Genomic DNA, 20,675 nt, shown 5'->3' with positions numbered 1-20,675 from the left:
ATCGAGCAAGACGCGGCGTTTCAGAGCGGCCGCAAGCTGGCCCACACGCCGCCCTGGCGTTCGAACGCTTCCGTGCTGACCTTTTCAAACTCGGCGCTGTCTTCATTCCAGCTGTAGCGCTCGACCCGGATGCAGCTGTTTTCCACGCGCAGCACGTTGAACGAGTTCGACTCGCCCCGGCCCCGCGTGGACGTGGCCGTGCCCGCCTGCACCATCAGGGCCGCGTAGCCGGCGATCTTGTAGCGCTCGGCCGTGTTGCCCGCCACGCTGGCATGCAGATGGCCCGCCAGCAACAGATCCACGCCGCATTCGGAAAACATTTGCAGCGCCTGCGGTGCGCGGTCCACCAGATCGTCTTCATCGAAGTGCTCGGGCAAGTCGAATGGATGGTGCGTGACGATGATGCGCGTCAAGCCGGGCGGCAAGCGGCCCAGGCGTTCACGCAGGAAATCGATCTGCTCGTGGCTGATGCGCCCATCCTTGAACGTCAATGAGCGGGCCGTGTTGATGCCCAGCACGGCGATTTCCTCATCCACGTATTCGGGCGACAAATCGTCCGTCACGTGGCGCCGGTACTTCACCAGCGGCGTCAGGAAGCGGGAAAAGACGTTGTACAGGGGCACGTCATGGTTGCCCGGCACCACGATCTGCGGCCCCGGCAAGCTGTCGAGAAAGGCCCGCGCTTCCTGGAACTGGGCGCTGCGGGCCCGCTGGGTGAGGTCGCCGGAGACCACCACCACGTCCGGTTCCAGGCGCTCGACCAGCGCGCGCAGGGGCGCCAGCAAGTCCCCGTCGACCCGGCCGAAATGCAGATCCGATAAATGCACGATGGTACGCATGGCGTTCTCCTAACTGACGGCGGGCACGGACGCCGGCACGATCACTTCGAGCGCGGCCGTGCGGATGCGGTAGCGCAGCGGCGTATTCATGACGGTCACTTCGCCATCGGTGGCCACGCGCAGGCGGCGGTGTCGCGTGGCGATCTCCAGGTCGGTCGCCGTCAGCACATCGAAATCCTTGGCCTGCGACAGCTTGCCGAACAGCGCGTGCAGGGCCAGGCGCACGAGGCCCAGGCGGCCCGGACGCTGCGCCACGTACAGGCTCAGCTGGCCGCCATCAAGCCGCTCGCGCTCGCCGATATTCAAGCCTTCCATCAGATACTCATTATTGCCGATGAAGACGAAAGGCGTGCGCCGCGCATGCACGACGTCGTTGAGTTTCAGCTGCACGCTGAGAAACGGATAGCGGCGCAAGGCGGCCAGCAGCGCCCAGCTGAAGGCCAGCCACTTGCCCCGTCCCAGGCGACGCTGCTGCTTTTCGCGGTCGCGCACGATATCGGGATACAGACCCAGGCTGGAATTGTTCAGGAAGATGCGGCCATTGACTTCGCCCACATCGACCTGGTGCGGCACGCCCCGCGCCACGTTGGCAATCGCCGCATCGAGGTCAAGCGGGATATTCAAATCCTTGGCGAAATGGTTCAAGGTGCCCAGCGGCAAGACGCCAAACGGCGTGCCGCTGCCGACCACGACGGAGGCGACGGCATTGATGGTGCCGTCCCCTCCGCCGGCCACGACGATGGGCGCGCCATCGCGCAAAGCTTGCTCGGCCGTGGCGATCATCTCGGCCCCGCTTTGCGCCAGGGTGATGGCGGCGTCGAGGCCCACGGCCAGGAATTGTGCTTCAAGCTGCTGCGCCCAGTCGGGCGCATAGCCGCAGCCGGCGCCCGCGTTGATGATGACGGCGATTTTGCTCAGGATCGTTCCCCTTAAGTGGTTTGCCGGATATGCCGGCGGCGGCGCAGGGTCGACACGCCGGCGATACAGATGGCCAGCCAGCCATAGCTTTCCGCCATGGCCGCCAGCACATCGCTCAGGTAATGCGCGCCCAAATAAATGCGGCTGAAGCCGACGAGCGACGCCATCAGGAATGCACCCAGGGCGATGGCGATGCGCTTGCCCCAGGCGCCGGGCGCCGTCTGGCAAATCAGGTAGGCGGCCAGCAAGCCGTACAAAGCTGTCGAGGTGGCCGTATGGCCGCTGGGAAAGCTGTACGTGCTCAAGGCCGTCTGCAGGATGGGCTCGTCAAAGCTGGGCCGCGCGCGCACAAAAATGTACTTTAACAGCAGGTTCAAAAACATGACGCCCGGCATGGTAATGACCAGGGTAAACAGCCAGTAATCGGCGCCCTTGCGGTGCAGATACCAGCCCAGCAAGACGGCCAGGGTGATGGCGCCGATCACGCCATGCATATGCGTGACGACCAGCAGCACGCTGGTGATCCACGGCACGGCATGCTGGTTGAACCACTGCGCCACCTGCAGGTCGATCACGGTGATCTGGGCCATGCCCATCACGGCTTCGGCGATCTCGTGGAAGACCACGATGGCCACCAGCATCAGGGCCACGCCCACGGTCATATGCAGGCCCAGTTCGCCTTCGGGCGACAAGCGCGCCTCGACGAAGCGGCGCAGTTTCATGGTCCAGCCCGTGGTCACGCCCATGTCATTATTCTCTTGCAAACTGATCTCTCTTTCATGTTCCTGGCGATGATCAAAAAAACCACACCAGCAAAAAAATACTGTTTATTCATACAGTAGCTGTGTTTTCATACAGTAGTTATGCTATTCTGATGACTCGTTCAACACATCTCCCTCAAAGGAATTGTCATGGCAACATTGAATAGCGGTTTTGGCTCACGGTTCGGCCTGGAATACGCCCCAAGCTCTTTCCTCGTCCGCATGGGCAAGCGCGAAATCCTCGTTTGCCGCGACTTCCGCAAGCGCTACTACACCGTCAATCCCTTGATCGAGTGCGGTACGGGCATCGAGCCGGGCTATGTTGAAGTGCTGCTGATGCGCCGTTGGCTGTTGATCTTATCTAAAGCGCATTAAATACTCCTTAAAAATCTACTGCGCGGCGCGATTTGCGGCCTGCGATGCTCGCTGTACTAAAGTACAGCTGCGCTTCTTAGCCACAACTCGTTGCCGCTCGCTACGATTTTTCTCGGCGTATTCCGGGGCTTTCGACGACATTGCTTGAAAGCCTCGCCCGGCCACGCCGGGAGCGCGCCAGTACCGGCCAGCGGCAACGCTGGCCGACCCCTCATTACTGCGTGCGTTCCGGTGCGGCCGGGCTGGCAGGTGTATTCGCGCTTGTCTTGACAGGCGCCGCCTTGTCGAACACATTCGCCTCGTACCACAAGGTCACGAACAGCACCATCACGACGGGGCCGATGAACAGGCCCACGAGACCCAGGGTTTCCACGCCGCCCAAAATACCGAACAGCACGGCCAGGAACGGTAAACGGGTGGCGTTGCCGATCATGCCGGGACGCACAAAGTGATCGGCCACAAACAGCACCACGGTGCCCCACACGGCCACGCCGATGGCGGCGCCCACATTTCCCTGGAACACCAGCAAGGCGGCCGCGCACAAGTAAGCGAGCGGCGCGCCGAACGGGATGATGGCCAAAATACCGGTGGCGAACGCCCACAGGGCCGGCGACGGCAAGCCGGCAATCGCATAGGCGAAACCAATCAGCACGCCTTCGGCCAGGCCCACCAGCACCAGGCCGTTGACGGTGGCGCGGATGGCGGTCGGGATCTTTTGCGCATAGCGGCCCCAGCGTTCAGGACGCAAAAAATGGCTGCCGACGGCTGTGATCTGGCGCGTCAGCGCTTCGCCATCCTTGTAAAAGAAAAACAGGCATAGAAAGGCCAGGCCGAAATCGACGAGGCGGTGGAAGACGTCCGCGCCGAAGACTTTCAGCATGTCGCGCGCGGAATGAAAACCACCCACGGCGCTGCCCGCAAAGAAGTGGCCGAGGCCGTGGGGCTGGCTCAGGGTGGCTTGCCACCAGTCGCCGATGGCGCTGCCGGCCAGCGGAATATGCGCCACCCAGTCTGGCACGGGCAAGCCGTCGGTATTCGCATGGACGACGAAATTGGCCAGCACGGGCACTTCGCGCGCCGCCTGCGCCACGCCGAACAGCACGGGAATGATGAAGATGCAGGCGAACGCCAGGGTCAGCACGGCCGCCGCGATGACGGTGCGCTGGCCCAGCGCCGCGCGCACGCGCAGGTACAGGGGCCAGGTGGCCACGCACAGGATGCCGGCCCACACGAGCGGCAAAAAGAAACGCTGCATGACGAAGGCCGTCACGGCGATCAGGGCCAGGGAAAATCCTGCGCTGACGATGTCGCGCTGGGTATCGGTCATACCACTCCATTCTTGCCCCGCACACCTTAAAGGTGTACGGGCTTATAGCGCCTAACAAAACCGTAGCGAGCGGAAGGAAGTTGTGGCTGAGAAGCGCAACTGTACGAAGGTACAGTGAGCATCGCAGGCCGCAAATTACGACGCGCAGTAGGTTTTGATAGGTGCCAGGCTACGCGCCAGTTGCGCAGGCGTAGCGTAACACGGAGCCATCCCGATTTATACGAGGCCCAGCTCCACCGGCTTGACGCCGGCAAACACATGATCGAGTTGCGCCGGGGTCAAACCGAAGGTGCGCCGCAGCAAGCCGCCCAGCACGGCGCGGTATTCATTGAGCACGGGCATGTCGCGGTTCTGGAACAGCGTCGCCTGCGACATCGCCACCTGCTCGCCCGCCACCTGCTTGCCCTTGATCCCGCCACCGAGCACCCAGAACACGCTGCCGTGGCCATGGTCCGTGCCGCGGTTGCCGTTTTCGCGGAAGGTGCGGCCAAATTCGCTGACGACGACGACGACGGTATTGCGCCAGGCGCTGCCCATTTCCTGGGAAAACGCGGCCAGGCCCCGCCCCAGCTCGTCGAAGCGCCCCGCCAGGTAGCCGCTGGCGCCGCCCTGCCCCACGTGCGTATCCCAGCCGCCCACGTCGACGAAACCGAGGTTATATTTGTCCTTCATCAGGCGCGCGATGCGCTGCGCTTCCAGTTCAAAGCCCTTGGTACTGATGGCGTTGCGGTTGGCCGCCTGCATTTCCCCTGTCAACTCCCGGCTCACGTCCTCGCGCACGGCAAAGCCCGCGCTGACCGGTTGCTGCAAGGGCGTGCCCTTGTACATGGCGGCGATGAGCTGGCTTTGACGCGCATCAATACCGGACTTGCCCACGGAGCGCAGCCCCATGTTCGGCACTTGCACGCCGCCCTGGAAGATCAGCGGCAGCTGGTCCGTGAAGGAAATGGCGTGATTGCCGCTATTGAGGCTTTGCGCCAGCCGGTTCAAAAAGCCCGAGCGGAAATCACGGCGCCCGCCCAGTTCCTGTCCCAGTTCGATGCTGTCCTGCGTCTCGAAATGGCTGCGCGTCAAATCCGTCGTGCCCGCAAACGGAATGAAGGCCGCCTCGCCGCCCGTGAACATCGGGTAGATGGTCTCGCGCAAGGCCGGATGCAGGGCCCAGTCGGCGTTCAGGGCCAGCGCGCCGTTGTCTTCACCGGGTTTTGCGATGGCGATATTCGGCCGCGACGCATAATAAAAATCGCTGCCGACCGGCACCAGCAGGTTGTTCGCGTCATAGCCGCCGCGCAGGAAGACGAACAGCAGCTTCGCATCCGTGGCGGGCGCGGCCAGCAAGCTGCCCGCGTGCGACAACAGGGGCGCGGCGGCCAGGGCTTTCAACAGGTCACGACGGTTCATGGCTATCCTTTCACTCTAGCGGTGCATCATTTCCGGCGAAGAGAGCAGAAATGTATTCCACTCCTGCGGCGAGGCGGCCTGATCCAAGGCCTGGCGCGTGGCCGGACTCAGGCCTGGCTGCAGCGACTGGTAATACAGGGCGCTGGCCAGCTGGGGAAACGCGACCTTTTCCTGCGGCTGCGGGCCATCCGTCTTGAACAGGCCGGCGCTGCCCGAACCGATGGTGCGGGCGATATCGAAGCGCGTCGTCATCTGGCCGGGGCTGGCCCAGGAAGCATCCGTCAAGGGATAGCCATCGGGCGTCTGGCGCCCGTACAGGGGTTGTCCCATGCGCGCGAGCCAGCTCAGCATGGGGCCAGCGTTCAGGATGGGCTTGTCGTCATAGCTGAGGCGCACGGCCGACACCACATAATGCATGGGATCCTTGAATTTCCTGCCCAGCGATTGCCTGAACTCGGGACTATTGAACATGGTCTGCAGCACGTCGGCGATCATGCCGTCGCTGTGCTGGAAGGTGGCAGCCATGCGCGCCACCAGCGGCGCGGGCGGATTGTCGCCGACGAAATACTGGGCCAGCTTGCCACTGATAAAGTGCGCGGTGGCGGGACTGCGGCTCAGGCGGTCCAGCGCCTCATCGAGTTCGGCCAGTCCCCTGCCCTTTACCGTTTTGCCCAGGAATTGCTTGTCGCCGTAATCGTGTCGGTTCGGGTTGAATTCGAACAGGCCGCGGCGCACGTATTGCGATTGCAATGCCGGTTTCACCTTCGGCGTATCCGGCCCCAGGTTCACGCCCACGCCCGTCAGGATGCGCGCCAGTTCCTGCACGTCAGCCTGGCTATAGCCGCCGTTGACGCCCAGGGTGTGCAGTTCCATCAGTTCGCGCGCATAGTTTTCATTGATACGCTTGACGGCATTGGCTTCATTGTCGAGGTAACGCAGCATGGCCGGATGGTGGACGGTCGCGCCCAGCAAATCGCGAAACTTCCCAAGCGCGTGCGGCGCGATGGCGTTCGCCTCGTAATCGCCGACCATGGCGCGCAAGTTGTGCTTGCCCTGGTGCACGCTGAAATGGTTGAGCCAAAACCAGCTCAGCTGCTGCTGCAGCTGGTTAGTCGAATACACGTCCAGCAACAGCGAACGCGTGGCCGCCTCGCGCGCCAGGCGGTTCAGTTCCTGCTGGTACTCCTTTTGCGCCTGCTGCTTCGCCATGTCGTCCATGACGCCGGCCGCATCCTTGCGCTTTTGCTCCACGGACATGACAAGCTGATCGAGCGGCACCTGGCTGATGGTCATGGCGTCGATCTGCGCCTGCACGGCGGGCGGCAGGATGGCTTTGCCAGGATGCAATTGCGCCTGCAGGTAAGCGTTCCAGCCTTCCTTTTGCAACTGGCGCACGCTGCCCCCGTTCACGCCCCAGCTGACGCGCTCGAGCATCGCGATGCCTTGCGCGGCATTGTCGGGCGCGGCGACGGCATGCTGCGCGGCAGGCGGCGCCGTCGCGGCACAGCCGGCCAGCAACAGCAGGGATATCAAGGTCGTCGGCAATAATCGGTTCGGACTCATGGCAATCTTTCAAGCGGTTTCAACCAGAATGCATGAGGGTACGCCCAGGTTGACCCGCGCATGATTGCCATTTGCAACGAGTTGTAATCAAGCGGGCTTGTTCGCCAGCCGATCGCGCGCGGGCGCGGGCACGTTAGCAATGAACAATCTCGGATAAAATGTTATCGAGAGAATGGCGCATTGCAATGGCAGCTGCGTATTTTCCCTCGACCCATGCATTATCCATACAATACGTCCACATTAAAAAGAAATGAAAATATTAATTATCGCCGCATTGGGAATGTTATCGCTCATACAAACGCCGTCAACCTTCGCGGAGAATCTGAATGGAAAAACCCTGTATATGCAGAGATGTGCCGTGTGCCACGGGGCAGAGATCAAGGGAACTGGGCCATTGGCGAATAAAAGCAATCCCCCTACACCGGATCTGACAAGCGCCGCTTTCAAAAAACGCCTCAAGGATTATCCGGGCGTGATTGTATCGTCGGTCATATTGCGCCCCAATGGCGATTTGATTCCAAAGACCTTGAAAGAGAATGGCGTCAAGATCGCGCCATACGCCTGGCGGGTAAAGGATTTTCGCGATTTGAATCAATACATGAGCGATGTGATTTTAAAGAACCGATAATCTTGAGAGCAATGGCGGACACCTCGCGCAGGAATAACCCGCACTCAATCATCCTGTTTCAATAATTCCACGCACTTATCTCGCAGGAAGTCGCGCAACCGCAGTACCAGCGGCGTCACCTGCGCCCGGTGCATGCAGACCAGGTGCAGGGGCGTCGCCTCGCCCGCCACGTCAGGCAGCAGCGCTTGCAGGCGGCCGGTGGCCAGGTCGCCAGCCACGTCGAGCCGCGACTTGCAGGCGATGCCCAGGCCCGCCACGGCCCAGCGGCGCACCAGCTCGGCATCGTCGGCGCTGCGGTTGCCGCTCACCTGCACCGTCACCTGCTCGCGTTGGGGCAGGCGGTAAAAAGTCCAGCGGTCGTGCAAACCGTCTTCCAGCGCGAAGCGCAGGCAATTGCGCTGCGACAAGTCCTCCAGCGCGAGCAGGGGCCCATGCTCGCGCAGGTAAGCGGGCGAGGCCACCAGCACTCTGTCATTGGCGGGCGCGATCGGCATGGCGATCATGCTCGAATCATCCTGCTGGCCATAGCGGATGGCCACGTCGACTTGCTGGCGCACCATGTCGGCCACCCGGTCGCTGACGCTGAGCTGGTACTGCAGCTTCGGGTGCCGCGCCTGGAATTCGTCCAGCCAGCCCAGCATCAGGTTGCGGCCCAGGTCGGAAGGCATGGCAATTTTCAAGGTTCCGCCGAAACTGTCCTTGCCGGCCAGCAGTGCGTCGTGGCCCGCGCGCAGCAGGCGCAAGGCTTCGCGCGCGTGCTCCAGGTATTGCGTGCCTTCCGGCGTCAAGCTCAGCGAACGGGTCGTGCGGGCCAGCAGGCGCAAGCCCAGTTCCCCTTCCAGACGCTTGACGGCGGCGCTGGCCAGCGCGGGCGAGATGCCGATCTCGCGCGCGGCCGCCGACAAACTGCCCCGGTCGGCCGTGCGCACAAATACCTGCAAGTCATCGAGTCGCAGCAATTTTCAGCATTCCTTTGAAAGTGTTTCGGTACACGCCCTCTTTTTCCTGGGCGCGAAAGTAACCATCATACGTCATCGCCCTCCTACTCTCGACCAAGGATAATCATGAAAGCCATCGCCTACCACCACAGCCTGCCCATCACGGATAGCGACGCCCTGCTCGACATCGCACTGCCCGTGCCCGTCGCCACGGGACGCGACCTGCTCGTCGCCGTGCATGCCATCTCCGTCAACCCCGTCGACACCAAGGTGCGCAGGAACCGCGCACCGAAAGACGGCCACCCGGAAGTGCTGGGCTGGGATGCGGCCGGCGTCGTCACCGCCGTCGGGCCCGACGTCACCCTGTTCCAGGTGGGGGATAAAGTCTGGTACGCGGGCGCCATCAACCGCCCCGGCAGCAACAGCGAATTTCAATTAGTCGACGAGCGCATCGTCGGCCACATGCCGGCCAGCCTCGATTTCGCCCCCGCCGCCGCCCTGCCCCTCACGGCGATTACGGCCTGGGAACTGCTGTTCGACCGCCTGCAGCTCAGCCGCGACAAGAATCTGACCGGCAAATCGCTGCTGGTGATCGGCGCGGCCGGCGGCGTCGGCTCCGTGCTGGTGCAGCTGGCCCGTCAATTGACGGGTGTCACCGTCATCGGCACGGCCTCGCGTCCGGAGACGGCCGCCTGGGTGCAGCAACTGGGCGCCCACCACGTGATCGACCACAGCCTGCCGCTGGCCGCCGAAATCACGCGCCTCGGTTTAGCGCCCGTCGATTACGTGATCAGCCTGAACCAGACCGACCAGCATTTCGAGCAGATCGTCGAACTGATCGCGCCACAGGGCAAGTTCGCCCTGATCGACGATCCCGAGCACATTGACGTGCGCAAGTTCAAGGGCAAGAGCGTGTCCCTGCACTGGGAACTGATGTTTACCCGTTCGCTGTTCCAGACGCCGGACATGGTTCAGCAACACGCCTTGCTCGAGGAACTGGCGCAGCTGGTGGACGCGGGCGTCATCAAGACCACCGTGGCCGAGCGCTTCGGCACGATCAACGCGGCGAATGTGAAACGCGCGCATGCCCTGCTGGAAAGCAATACGGCCAAAGGCAAGATCGTGCTGGAAGGTTTTTAAGATCAGCTAATCAAAATGGCCCGGAAATCATTGACGTTCGTCAGTGTCGGGCCCGTGATCACACTGTCTCCCAGCGCCTGGAAGAAGCCGTGGCCATCGTTGTTGTCGAGGCTGTCTCGGGGCTTGATGCCCTGCGCCCATGCACGCCGCAGGGTGTCGGGCGCGAGATAAGCACCGGCGATGTCTTCCTGGCCGTCGACGCCATCCGTGTCGCCGGCCAGCGCGTGGATGCCTTCATGTCCATCGAGTGCGATGCCCAGCGCCAGCAGAAATTCCACGTTGCGCCCGCCGCGGCCCTTGCCGCGCACGGTGACCGTCGTTTCGCCGCCCGACAGCAGCACGCACGGGCCAGGGAACGGCTGGCCCCGCATGGCCGTTTGCAGCGCGATGCCGGCCATGACCTTGCCCACGTCGCGCGCCTCGCCTTCCAGGCTGTCGCCCAATATATACGGCGTGACGCCGGCCGCGCGCGCCACGGCGGCGGCCGCTTCCAGGGCCATCTGCGGCGTGGCGACCAGGGTCGTGCGCGTGCGCGCCAGGCGCGGGTCATCGGGTTTCACGGATTCGCCGCGCCCGCTTTCCAGCGTTTTTCTTATGCTGTCCGGCAAGTCCATGCCATAGCGGCGCACGATGGCCAGCGCGTCCTCGCACGTCGTCGCGTCGCCCACCGTGGGGCCGGACGCGATATCGCCGAGCTTGTCGCCGGGCACGTCGGAAATCGCCAACGTCACCACTTGCGCCGGATGGCAGGCCGCCGCCAGCCGGCCGCCCTTGATGGCGGACAAATGGCGGCGCACGCAATTCATTTCGCCGATGGTGGCGCCCGACGCCAGCAGCGCGCGGTTCAAGGCTTGCTTGTCGGCCAAGGTGATGCCGTCCAAAGGCAAGGCCAGCAGCGAGGAGCCGCCACCCGAGATCAGGCACAGCACCGTGTCGTCCGCCTGCAGATTGCCCACCAGGTCCAGCATGCGCCGCGCCGCCGCCATGCCGGCAGAGTCCGGCACGGGATGCGACGCTTCCACGATCTCGATGCGTACACACGGCACGGCATAGCCGTAGCGCGTGACGACGAGGCCCGACAGCGGCCCCGGCCAGTGCCGCTCCACGGCTTGCGCCATGGCGGCCGAGGCCTTGCCGGCGCCGATGACGATCAGCCGGCCCCTGGGCGCGGGCGGCAGATGGGGCGGTATGCAATGCGATGGCTGCGCCGCCTCGATGGCGGCGTGGAACATAGCTTGCAGCAAGGCGCGCGGCGCGGGGGGCGTCGTCATGGTGGTCTCCTCGGGTATCCGAACCCGATCATAGCAGGGACGGCGCTGCCCGGAGACTACAATGGCGGCTTGATCACGAACAGGAATGCAATGAACGACGCCATCGAATGGACCAGTCTTGCCCGCACTTTCGGGCTGTTTACCGTCACGGCCGTGGCCGAACTGCTGGGCTGCTACCTGCCCATGCTATGGCTGAGCAACAAGGGCAGCGCCTGGCTGCTGTTGCCGGCCGCCCTCAGCCTGCTGGTGTTCGTGTGGCTGCTGACCCTGCATCCGGCCGCCAGCGGCCGCGTGTATGCCACGTACGGCGCCATCTATATCGCCACGGCGCTGGGATGGCTGTGGCTGGTGGACGGCATCACGCCCGCCTGGACCGACATCGCCGGCGTGGGCCTGGCCCTGGCCGGCGCCGCCGTCATTGCCATGGGACACAAGGCAACGTAATTACTACGCCGCGTGCTGGCGGAAATTCGTTTCCGCCGACCATGCCGCGCTGGCACGGGCCAGCAGCACGGCTTCGCCATCGGCCAGCCAGTCATCCGCGTCGGCGATCTTCCACATTGCTTGCAGCAGCTTGCGGCGCAAGTCCGGGTCCGTGATTTCATCGAGCAAGCTGTCGATCACGCCATGGGCCAGCTGCACGGCGCCATGCACGGTCGAGGTCAGCATGTCGTCGCACAGGTCTTGCAGCAGCTGTTGAAAAGCGGCCGGCGCCAGCTCGATATGCTCGAGGATCTTGCTGCGGTGCATGGCTTGCAGCTCGGCGCTGGCCAGGTTGCCGTCGACCACCATCATCAGGGCCAGAATACGTCCCGCTGCCTGGGGACTGTTCGTTTCATAGGTACGCATAGTTTTCTTCCATTGTTAGTTTGAAAAGCGCGCCACCGCCTCGCGGGGCGCGCCGTACTGCAGTTTTACTAATTCGCTGTTTATTTCTTCTCGCTGCGGGTAATGAACACGCTCGCCACGCAGCTCGAGACGATCAGCACCGCCACCACCAGCAGCGACGCTTCCACCGGCACGTGGTACCACGGCATGATCAGCATCTTGGCGCCGATGAACACGAGCACCATCGCCAGGCCATACTTGAGCATGTGGAAGCGGTCGGCCACGTCCACCAGCAGGAAGTACAAAGCGCGCAAGCCCATGATGGCGAACAGGTTCGACGTGAAGACGATGAACGGGTCCGTCGTGATGGCGAAAATCGCCGGGATCGAGTCGACCGCGAATACCAGGTCCGTCACCTCGATCAGGATCAGCACGAGGAACAGCGGCGTGACATAGCGCAAACCGCCCTTGGTAACGAAGAAACGCTCGCCGTGGTCGCCGTCGGCCACCCGCAAGTGACGGCGGGCAAATCGCAGCACCGGGTTGTTCGCCACGTCCGGTTCCGCGTCGGCCGCCACCAGCATGCGCATGCCGGTAATCAACAGGAAGGCGCCGAACAGGTACAACACCCAGCTGAATTCGCTCACCACCCAGGCGCCGGCCATGATCATCACGGCGCGCATGACGATCGCGCCCAGCACGCCGTAGATCAGCACGCGGCGCTGGTACTGGACCGGCACCTGGAAGGCGCTGAAGATCAGCAGGAAGACGAACACGTTATCGACCGACAGCGCTTTCTCGATCAGGTAGCCGGAGAAAAATTCCAGCGCCTTCTGGTTGGCGATCTCGGGACCGGCCGTGCCGTTCAAGTACCACCACAGGCCGCCATTGAACAGCAGGGCCAGGCTGACCCACACGAGCGACCACGTGGCCGCTTCCTTGACGCCCACCTTGTGCGCCTTGTTGCCGCCGAAGACGAACAAGTCCAGCGCCAGCATGAACAGGACGAATACGATGAAGCCGGCCCACATGGGGGCCGTTGCAATACTTTCCAGACCGTTCATCGGCGGCCTCCGCAATTATCTGTTTGTATCCTGATGTCCATGGCACTCTCCTTGCATGAGTTGAGCAACCATCATAGGCTGAATATAAACATCGAACAAATCGAATATAATTTATGAATACATCGAAAAACTCGATGTGTTCAATTTTTCGGGAAGCACCATGTCCACACTCAACTTCAAGCACTTGCGCTACTTCTGGATGGTGGCCAAGACGGGCAGCATCTCCCGCGCGGCCGAGCAGCTGCACCTGACGCCGCAATCGATTTCCGGGCAGCTCAGCGAGTTTGCCGACACCCTGGGCGTGGAATTGTTCCGCCGCAGCGGGCGCCAGCTGGAATTGACGGACACGGGCAGGCGCATCCTCAGCCATGCCGAAAGCATCTTCAGCACGGGCGACGAATTGCTGGAAATCGTGCGCGACCAGTCGCGCACCACGACGACGACCTTCCGCGTGGGCTGCGCCGATTCCGTCTCGAAACTGATCGCCTGCCGCCTGGTGGAGCCGGCGCTGGGCCTGGCCGAACCGCTGCGCATGATCTGCCGCGAAGGCCGGCTGGCCAGCCTGCTGGCGGACCTGGCAGTGCACCGGCTGGACCTGATCATCGCCGACCGCCCCATGCCATCCCACTTGAGTGTGCGCGGCTACAACCACCTGCTGGGCGAAAGCGGCATGACCCTGTTCGGCACGCCGGCGCTGGCCGCCACCCTGGAAGGCAGCTTTCCGCTATGCCTGGACGGCGCGCCGTTGCTGCTGCCGGGCGAGGACTTCGCCATCTATGGCCGCCTGCTGCAGTGGCTGGGAGACAACCACCTGCACCCGCGCATCGTGGGCGAGTTCGACGACAGCGCCATGATGCAGGCCTTCGGCCAGTCCGGCGCCGGCCTGTTCTTCGCCCCCACCGTGATCGCGCCCCAGGTGTGCGAACAGCATGGCGTGGTGGCGCTGGGCCGGGTCGACAGCCTCGTCGAGCAAGTGTATGCGATCACCACCGAGCGGCGCTTGCGCCACCCGGCCACCATCGCCATCAGCCAAAGCGCGCGGCGCGAGCTGTTCGTGTAGCAGTTCCACAACTGCAGTTCCATAATGACGACCCGGCAAATACATTTGAGCAAATACATCTATATAATGGCAAGCCTCCCCGACGCCCTGCGCGCCCCTTCCTGGACTTGCCGCAATGAAGCACTTGCACGACATCCCCTCTGCCTTCAAGCATGAATTTGCCAACCCGCGCCTGTGGTGGTCGCGCGCCGTCGTCGTCGGCATGGCCGCCATCGCGGGCCTCGTCGTCGTGGGCTTCACGTGGCTGGCGGAGGAAGCGCTGGACCTGTTTCTTTTCTTTAACGGCAAAGCCTGGTGGTTCGCCCTGCTGTGGACCCCTATTTGCGCCGCCCTGCTCGTGTGGCTGACGCGCCGCTACGCGATGGGCGCGGCCGGCTCCGGCATCCCGCAAGTGATGGCCACGCTGGACCCGGCCGTGGCGCCCGAGCAGCGCTCGCTGTTTGTTTCATTGAAACTCAGCGCCACGAAGATCGGCCTGACGGCGGGCGGCATGCTGGGCGGCTTGTCGCTGGGACGCGAAGGGCCGTCCGTGCAGATCGCCGCCGGCGTGATGCTGGCTGCGCGGCGCTGGCTGCCCCGCCACTCGCAGGTGAGCGCCCATTCGCTGCTGGTGGCGGGCGGCGCGGCCGGGATCGCGGCCGCCTTCAACACGCCGCTGGCGGGCGTCATGTTTGCCATCGAAGAATTGTCACGCTCGCCCGAGCAGCGCAACAGCGGCCTCATCGTCGCCGGCATCGTGCTGGCCGGCATGATGGCCGTGTCCATCCATGGCAACGCCACCCACTTCGGCATCATCCATCCCGGCCCCATCGGCCTGGCCTTGGCCTTGCCCGGCTTGCTCGTCACCCTGGTGGCCGGCGTGGCGGGCGGCCTGTTCGCGCGGCTGCTATTGGCTTCCGCCCGCGGCAATCCGCTGGGAAAACTGTCGGCGTGGCGAACAGGCCGTCCCGTGCTGTTCGCCGCCGTCTGCGGCCTGCTGGTGGCGGCCATCGGCATCGCCAGCCACGGCGCCACGTTCGGCAGCGGCACCGTGGCCACGCGCGCCATGCTGGAAGGTTCCAGCGACGTGGCGCCCGCCTTCGTCGCCTTCAAATATGTGGCAACGTGGCTGACCGTGTGGTCGGGCGTGCCGGCCGGCATCTTCGCGCCGTCCCTGGCCATCGGCGCCGGCATCGGCCACGATATCGCCGTGCTGCTGCACTACCCGCATGCGCCCGCGCTGATCGCGCTGGGCATGGTGGGTTTCCTGGCCGCCGCCACGCAGGCGCCGCTGACGGCGTTTATTATTGTCATGGAAATGGTCGATGGCCACGGCATGGTACTGAGCCTGATGGCCTGCGCCGTCGTGGCCAGCACCGTCTCGCGCGTGCTCAGCGAACCGCTGTACGGGGCGCTGGCTCAGCTGCAGCTGCAACGGCTGCCGCAGGCGGCCCGGGACACTACATCGTAAACGGAAACGGCTGCATGCCCGCCTGCCTGTCATCGGGGGCGACGACGGCCAGCAAGGCGTTCAAGCCCTGGTTCAGGTGCGCCAGGCTGTCGGGGTCCAGCTGGGCCAGCGCGCTGGGCAGCAAGCCGCGCGCCGGCTGCGGCGCGCCAGCGATCACGGCCTGCCCTTCCGCCGTCAGGGTAAGCGTAACGACGCGCTGGTCGGGCTGGTCGCGCGCCTTGCGCACATAGGTTTTCTTCACCAGCGCCTCGACCAGGTTGCTGGCCGTCGTCTGGTGGATAGACATCTTGCCGGCCAGCTCGCCCATGCGCAGGCCCGGCCGCTCCAGCAATTCCTGCATCACCCACAGTTGCGCGCCAGACACGCCGCATTGCTTCTCGATCTGCGCCGAGTGCCGCTGCGCCGCGCGCATGACGACGCGCATGTTTTGCAAGGCCATGCCTTGCGCCCGGGCTACCGCCGAAACTTCCGCTTCCACCACCATTGCCTCCATTATCCTGCCGGCTGCGCGCCTGCTGGCGGACCGGAATCCCTGCATGATACCTGCAAAGGCGGGTGGATTCCTAGCGCATGGGGACTGGGTCTCCAGCTTGCCAAGCCTGCTCCAGCACCAGCTTGCCGGCCGGGTCCCACTGGCGCTCGATGCCCTGTTTCTTGTCATGTTTATACGGCACGATCTGCTGCGGGCTGCCGTCTGCGTACCAGGTCTGCAGCAAGCCATGGCGCAGGCCGTCGCGCATGGGCGTGACACTGGCGCGCGCGCCGTTGTCATGCCATTGCGTCACGTCGCCCTGCTCGCGCCCTTGGGCATCCTGCTGCCAGGCAACGGTCGGCTGGCCATTGCTGCCCCACTTTTGCATGCTCAGCAGCTTGCCCTTGCGGTACAGCGCTCTCTGCGCCAGTTGACCATTGTCATGGCTATCGAACGACCAGCCGTCGGGTTCGCCATTGCGCCACATCATGCTGGCGAGCACCTTGCCATCCTCGGCCAGGGTGACGGCCTCGCCATCGAGCCTGTCATGGATGAAATGGCTGCGCTGGAACAGCTTGCCATCGGCATAAAATATTTCCTGCAAGCCGTGCATCCTGCCGCCCTTCAGATGCGCGCGACTGCTGACCTTGCCATTCGGGCCATACGACACGTATTCGCCATCGGCCATCCGCTGGCCATGGTAAGTGATGCGGTTCATCAGCTGGCCATTCTCATGGTACGTCTCGGCAATACGGTCGCGCCCGTTCGGCAGCACGGTTACTTTTTGCTGGAGCCGGCCGCTGTCATAGAACGATGTGCCGCCAGCCGGCGCCTGCGCCTGCGCCGCCAGCGGCAGCACCGTCATGAGCGCCGCCAGCAGCGCCAGGCGCATTTTCTGTCCATACCGCATGCGATCCCCCTACTGCGCCGCCACCGGCTGGCCGTGTTGCCAAGCCTGCTCCAGCACCAGCTTGCCGGCCTGGTCCCACTGGCGCTCGATGCCGTGCTTCTTGCCGTGTTCATACGGCACGAGCTGCCGCAAACTGCCGTCGCTGTACCAGGTGCGCAGCAAGCCGTGGCGCTGGCCTGCGACAAACGGCGTCACGCTGGCGCGCACGCCATTCGCATGCCAGTCGGTTGTGTCGCCGTGGTCGCGCCCCTGCGCGTCTTTTTCCCATGCAAACACGGGGCGGCCATTCGGCGCCCACGTTTGCAAGCTGAGCACGGCACCGTTCTGGTACAGCGTCTTGTTCGACACGACGCCATTGCCATGGCTTTCAAACGACCAGCCATCGGGCTGGCCATGCACCCAGACGGTCCTGGCCAGCACCTTGCCATCCTCGGCAACCGTGACGAACTCGCCTTCGCGCTTGCCATCGACAAACTGTCCCCGTTGGAACAACTTGCCATCGGCATAAAACGATTCCTGCAGGCCATGCATCTGGCCATTGCGCCGGTACGAACGGTGACTGACGGCCCCGTTCGCTCCATACGACACTTGCTCGCCGTCGGCCATCTCGTCGCCGTGATACACGATGCGGCTCATCAGCTGGCCATTCTCGTGATACGTTTCCGAGATGCTATCGCGCCCGTTTGGCAGCGCCGTCACCCGTTGCTGTAGCTGCCCATTCTCGAAGTACACGCTGCCACCGAGCAACTCCTCGCCTTGGGCATTGAAATAGGTTTCACGCAGCAGCTGGCCATTCTCGTGGTAATACTTGCGAAAACGCACGAACCTCACCTGGCTTAGATCCAGGTCGGTGGCATAGGTTTCAAAGGCCAGCACGCCCGGCGTATCGGGAAACTCCAGCCGCACATGCCAGGCGCCCAGCGCCTCGTCGCGCACGGGCGGCGTGCGCAGCGCGTACACGGCGCGGCGCTCATTGCTGGGCATGAAATTTTCATCCAAATACATGGTCTGGTCCTTGCTCTTGTCGATTGCCGGCGCCGTCTGCCGTAACGGCTCCGCTTCCTGGGCCGCCAGCGGCAAGGCCGCGCTCATGCCCAGTGCGGCGGCCAGCAGCCAGCGCTTCGTCTGTTGATTCGTCATGTTGCTCCATTGCTCATGTTGCCTTACGGCCAGCATCATAAAGGCAAGCGCCACGCGCCGTGGGCACGATTGCCGCGCCACCATAAAAAAAGGCCGGATCTGCTGGTCCGGCCCCGGCGTGGGAGCGTGCGGCGGCGCCTGGCCTCAGCCCGCGCCATCCTTGACGGGCGACAACTGGCTCGCGTGCAGGCGCGCATACGCGCCGCCCTGCCGCAGCAAGTCCCCATGGCGGCCCGATTCCACCAGCCGGCCGCCCTGCATGACGACGATGCGGTCGGCGCTTTCGATGGTCGACAGGCGGTGGGCGATGACGATGGTGGTGCGGTTGCGCATCAGCACTTCCAGCGCCGCCTGCACCGAGCGTTCCGACTCCGTGTCCAGCGCGCTGGTCGCTTCATCGAGCAGCAGAATCGGCGCATCCTTGTACAGCGCGCGCGCGATGGCCAGGCGCTGGCGTTGTCCGCCAGACAGGCGCGAACCGTTCTGCCCCGCCTGGGTCGCGTAGCCTTGCGGCAGCTGCATGATGAAGTCGTGCGCATAGGCGGCGCGCGCCGACGCTTCGATGCGGGCCTGGTCCGGCGCCGGGTCGCCATAGGCGATATTCGCCGCCATCGTGTCGTTGAACAAAATCACGTCCTGGCTGACGAGGGCGAACTGGCGCCGCAAGGCCAGCAAGGCGTAGTCGCGCACATCGACGCCGTCGAGCAGTATCTGGCCGCCGCTGACGTCATAGAAGCGCGGCAGCAAGCCCAGCAAGGTCGTCTTGCCGCCGCCGGAGCCGCCCACGAGCGCCACCGTCTCGCCGGCGCGGATGTCGAGCGTGATATCGCTCAGGGCCGTGGGCGCATCGGGATCGTCGCTGTTGTAGCGGAAGTTGACGTTCTGCAAGGACAAATTGCCCTGCACGGCAACCGGGGCGATGGTGCCCGGGTCCGGTTCCAGCGGCGTGTCGATCAAGCCGAAGACGGACTCGGCCGCAGCCAGGCCCCGCTGCAGCGGTTCATTGATTTTCGTTAAATTCTTGATCGGCGATTGCATGGCCATCAGCGCGCCCATGAAGGCAACGAAGGCGCCCGGCGTGATGGCGCCGCTTTGCGCGCGCAGCATGGCGAAATAAATCACGGACGACAGGGTGATACCGACGAGCATCATGATGAAGCCGGAATTCATGGCCGAGGTGGCCGCGTGCTTGACGGCCAGCTGGCGGTTGCGCTTGACGACGTTGCCGAAGCGCGCCTGTTCATAGTCTTGCCCGCCGAAGATTTTCACCACGCGCTGGCCGGCGATGCTTTCATCGAGCACGGACGTCAGTTCGCCCACGGCTTGCTGCGAACTCTTGCTCAGGTGGCGCATGCGGCGTCCCGCCAGGGTCACGACGATGGCCACGATGGGCATCGAGGCCATGCAGAACAGGGCCAGTTTCACGTCGATGCTGAACAGCAGGATCAAATAGCCGATGGTGGCGACGGAATCGCGCACCATCACGTTGAGCACGTTCAAGCCCGCCTGCGACACCTGGCTGGCGTCGAAAGCCACGCGCGACTGCGTCAGGCTGGTGGTGGTGGTATCGAAAAAGCGGCTGGGCAGGCGCATGATGGTGGCGAACATCTTTTCGCGCAAATCGGCCTGCACCCGGCTCGATAGCCAGACGGAACCGTAATCGCCGGCAAAGCTCGACACCATGCGCAGCACGGCCAGGGCCAGGATGGTGGCGGGAATCACCCACAGATCCACCTGTCCCGCCTGTGCCGGCAAGAAACGGTCGACCCAGCCCTGCAGCATGCCCATCACGCCGGATACGGGCGCGACCTGCGTGCTGGCCGTCGTGCGCATGGCGTCGACGACGTTTTGCAACTGGCGGATTAACAACACATCGGTGGCGGACGCCACGCCCACGGCCAGCAAGGTGGCGGCAACGATGGCGCCATAGCGGCGAAACTGGCCGGCCAGGCGAAAGAACAGGAGGCGACTTTGCTGCATGCAGGTGAGAAAAGTGAGGGTAAAACGTGATTCTAACCGCTGCCAGACTCACCTATGAGAAAGTCGTCACCTTGCCGGTGCAGGACCGGCAAGGAAAGGCACGGGCTATCAGCTCTTCGCCACTTTCCATGCGGCCGTGCCGGCCTTGCAGACCTTCAGCTTGAGGGTTTGTTCCTGGCCCTTGGCGTTCAAGCCCACCTGCACCTTGCGGCAGGTTTGCGCGTCCGTCTTTTCCGTGTCGCTGGCCGTGATGTCGGCGGCGATGCGCACGGAATTGCGCAAGCCTTCATTGCTCCATTGCACGGTTTCGCCATCCTTCTTCTCATTGAGCACGTCGGTGACGGCTTTCACGAAGACGGGCTTGTCGTTCTTGTTCAGGTAAGCCATCGGCGTATCGGCCAGGAAACCCAGGCCGACGGCGGAAGCGGAAGCGCACCAGACGGCGCTGCCGAGGATCAGGGCGGAAAACAGTGGTTTGCTAAGGATACGCATGGGTGACTCCTGTAAGGTGACAAAGTAAATATGCAGCGATTGTACGGGCAAGCGGTGGTTAAACGGAATCAGCAGGCGAAATTCCTCCCTTTGCCTACGCCGATCTTAAACGAGGAAG

21 protein-coding genes are annotated in these 20,675 nt (G+C 63.7%); 6 read left to right on the top strand and 15 right to left on the bottom strand.

Features of this window, described 5'->3' with window-relative positions; translation table 11 throughout:
• Positions 1-20: 20 nt before the first annotated feature.
• The 3 genes from CBW66_RS13065 to CBW66_RS13055 are packed head-to-tail and all read right to left on the bottom strand — an operon-like array spanning position 21 to position 2,521.
• Complete coding sequence (locus tag CBW66_RS13065) at positions 21-839, bottom strand: metallophosphoesterase (RefSeq protein WP_086138571.1); 819 nt, start codon at positions 837-839, stop codon at positions 21-23.
• A gap of 9 nt (positions 840-848) precedes the next feature.
• Positions 849-1,757 carry a diacylglycerol kinase family protein gene (locus CBW66_RS13060; RefSeq protein WP_086138634.1) on the bottom strand — a complete coding sequence of 303 codons (909 nt, stop codon included), beginning with the start codon at positions 1,755-1,757 and terminating at the stop codon, positions 849-851.
• Positions 1,758-1,768: 11 nt separating this feature from the next.
• A complete protein-coding gene (locus CBW66_RS13055; protein ID WP_329957613.1) occupies positions 1,769-2,521 on the bottom strand; it encodes a phosphatase PAP2 family protein in 753 nt (250 codons plus the stop codon).
• A gap of 147 nt (positions 2,522-2,668) precedes the next feature.
• Between CBW66_RS13055 and CBW66_RS13050 the strand changes: the two genes are divergently transcribed.
• Positions 2,669-2,893: a hypothetical protein gene (locus tag CBW66_RS13050; protein WP_010396348.1), complete on the top strand. Its 225-nt coding sequence runs from the start codon at positions 2,669-2,671 to the stop codon at positions 2,891-2,893.
• A gap of 214 nt (positions 2,894-3,107) precedes the next feature.
• Here CBW66_RS13050 and CBW66_RS13045 read toward each other — a convergent pair whose 3' ends face one another.
• The 3 genes from CBW66_RS13045 to CBW66_RS13035 form a co-directional block, all read right to left on the bottom strand.
• Complete coding sequence (locus tag CBW66_RS13045; RefSeq protein WP_086138569.1) at positions 3,108-4,220, bottom strand: AI-2E family transporter; 1,113 nt, start codon at positions 4,218-4,220, stop codon at positions 3,108-3,110.
• Positions 4,221-4,436: 216 nt separating this feature from the next.
• A complete protein-coding gene (locus tag CBW66_RS13040) occupies positions 4,437-5,621 on the bottom strand; it encodes a DUF1501 domain-containing protein (RefSeq protein ID WP_086138568.1) in 1,185 nt (394 codons plus the stop codon).
• 15 nt (positions 5,622-5,636) lie between these two features.
• Positions 5,637-7,184, bottom strand: coding sequence for a DUF1800 domain-containing protein (locus CBW66_RS13035; RefSeq protein ID WP_086138567.1), 1,548 nt, complete (start codon positions 7,182-7,184; stop codon positions 5,637-5,639).
• A 250-nt stretch (positions 7,185-7,434) separates the two neighbouring features.
• Here CBW66_RS13035 and CBW66_RS13030 point away from each other — a divergent pair, with 250 nt between their 5' ends.
• A complete protein-coding gene (locus CBW66_RS13030) occupies positions 7,435-7,812 on the top strand; it encodes a cytochrome c (RefSeq protein ID WP_086138566.1) in 378 nt (125 codons plus the stop codon).
• 44 nt (positions 7,813-7,856) lie between these two features.
• Here the strand turns inward: CBW66_RS13030 and CBW66_RS13025 are convergent, their stop codons facing one another.
• Positions 7,857-8,771, bottom strand: a complete 915-nt coding sequence (locus CBW66_RS13025; protein ID WP_086138565.1) for a LysR family transcriptional regulator — start codon at positions 8,769-8,771, stop codon at positions 7,857-7,859.
• A 105-nt stretch (positions 8,772-8,876) separates the two neighbouring features.
• Between CBW66_RS13025 and CBW66_RS13020 the strand changes: the two genes are divergently transcribed.
• Positions 8,877-9,890, top strand: a complete 1,014-nt coding sequence (locus CBW66_RS13020) for a zinc-binding alcohol dehydrogenase family protein (protein WP_086138564.1) — start codon at positions 8,877-8,879, stop codon at positions 9,888-9,890.
• A gap of 2 nt (positions 9,891-9,892) precedes the next feature.
• Here the strand turns inward: CBW66_RS13020 and CBW66_RS13015 are convergent, their stop codons facing one another.
• Positions 9,893-11,161: a glycerate kinase gene (locus CBW66_RS13015; RefSeq protein WP_086138563.1), complete on the bottom strand. Its 1,269-nt coding sequence runs from the start codon at positions 11,159-11,161 to the stop codon at positions 9,893-9,895.
• A gap of 90 nt (positions 11,162-11,251) precedes the next feature.
• Between CBW66_RS13015 and CBW66_RS13010 the strand changes: the two genes are divergently transcribed.
• Positions 11,252-11,605: a YnfA family protein gene (locus CBW66_RS13010; protein ID WP_086138562.1), complete on the top strand. Its 354-nt coding sequence runs from the start codon at positions 11,252-11,254 to the stop codon at positions 11,603-11,605.
• 3 nt (positions 11,606-11,608) lie between these two features.
• On the opposite strand, the gene CBW66_RS13005 is transcribed toward CBW66_RS13010, so the two are convergent.
• Both CBW66_RS13005 and CBW66_RS13000 read right to left on the bottom strand, forming a co-directional pair.
• On the bottom strand, positions 11,609-12,010 hold the full coding sequence (locus CBW66_RS13005; protein ID WP_086138561.1) for a TerB family tellurite resistance protein: 402 nt from the start codon (positions 12,008-12,010) through the stop codon (positions 11,609-11,611).
• Positions 12,011-12,090: 80 nt separating this feature from the next.
• Positions 12,091-13,053 carry a TerC family protein gene (locus CBW66_RS13000; protein WP_086138560.1) on the bottom strand — a complete coding sequence of 321 codons (963 nt, stop codon included), beginning with the start codon at positions 13,051-13,053 and terminating at the stop codon, positions 12,091-12,093.
• Positions 13,054-13,213: 160 nt separating this feature from the next.
• Between CBW66_RS13000 and nhaR the strand changes: the two genes are divergently transcribed.
• Together nhaR and CBW66_RS12990 are read left to right on the top strand one after the other, a co-directional pair.
• Complete coding sequence (gene nhaR / locus CBW66_RS12995) at positions 13,214-14,113, top strand: transcriptional activator NhaR (protein WP_086138633.1); 900 nt, start codon at positions 13,214-13,216, stop codon at positions 14,111-14,113.
• A 115-nt stretch (positions 14,114-14,228) separates the two neighbouring features.
• Complete coding sequence (locus CBW66_RS12990) at positions 14,229-15,563, top strand: chloride channel protein (RefSeq protein ID WP_086138559.1); 1,335 nt, start codon at positions 14,229-14,231, stop codon at positions 15,561-15,563.
• On the opposite strand, the gene CBW66_RS12985 is transcribed toward CBW66_RS12990, so the two are convergent.
• The 5 genes from CBW66_RS12985 to CBW66_RS12965 all read right to left on the bottom strand — a co-directional run bounded on the left by CBW66_RS12985 (position 15,553) and on the right by CBW66_RS12965 (position 20,557).
• On the bottom strand, positions 15,553-16,002 hold the full coding sequence (locus tag CBW66_RS12985; RefSeq protein WP_230492157.1) for a MarR family winged helix-turn-helix transcriptional regulator: 450 nt from the start codon (positions 16,000-16,002) through the stop codon (positions 15,553-15,555). The genes CBW66_RS12990 and CBW66_RS12985 overlap by 11 nt on opposite strands.
• Positions 16,003-16,126: 124 nt before the next feature.
• Entirely contained in the window at positions 16,127-16,927 is an 801-nt protein-coding gene (locus CBW66_RS12980) for a toxin-antitoxin system YwqK family antitoxin (RefSeq protein ID WP_086138557.1), read from the bottom strand.
• A gap of 27 nt (positions 16,928-16,954) precedes the next feature.
• The gene (locus CBW66_RS12975) at positions 16,955-18,085 is read right to left on the bottom strand and encodes a toxin-antitoxin system YwqK family antitoxin (RefSeq protein ID WP_086138556.1); all 1,131 of its coding nucleotides are present in this window, start codon (positions 18,083-18,085) and stop codon (positions 16,955-16,957) included.
• Between the two features lie 144 nt (positions 18,086-18,229).
• On the bottom strand, positions 18,230-20,065 hold the full coding sequence (msbA, locus tag CBW66_RS12970; protein ID WP_086138555.1) for a lipid A export permease/ATP-binding protein MsbA: 1,836 nt from the start codon (positions 20,063-20,065) through the stop codon (positions 18,230-18,232).
• A 108-nt stretch (positions 20,066-20,173) separates the two neighbouring features.
• Positions 20,174-20,557: a hypothetical protein gene (locus tag CBW66_RS12965; RefSeq protein WP_086138554.1), complete on the bottom strand. Its 384-nt coding sequence runs from the start codon at positions 20,555-20,557 to the stop codon at positions 20,174-20,176.
• Between the last annotated feature and the right edge of the window lie 118 nt (positions 20,558-20,675).

This window comes from Janthinobacterium sp. GW456P (assembly GCF_002127655.1).
Lineage (GTDB): Bacteria > Pseudomonadota > Gammaproteobacteria > Burkholderiales > Burkholderiaceae_D > Janthinobacterium.
Note: the sequence above shows the minus strand (reverse complement) of the source record. Positions and strands in the feature narration are given on the sequence as shown.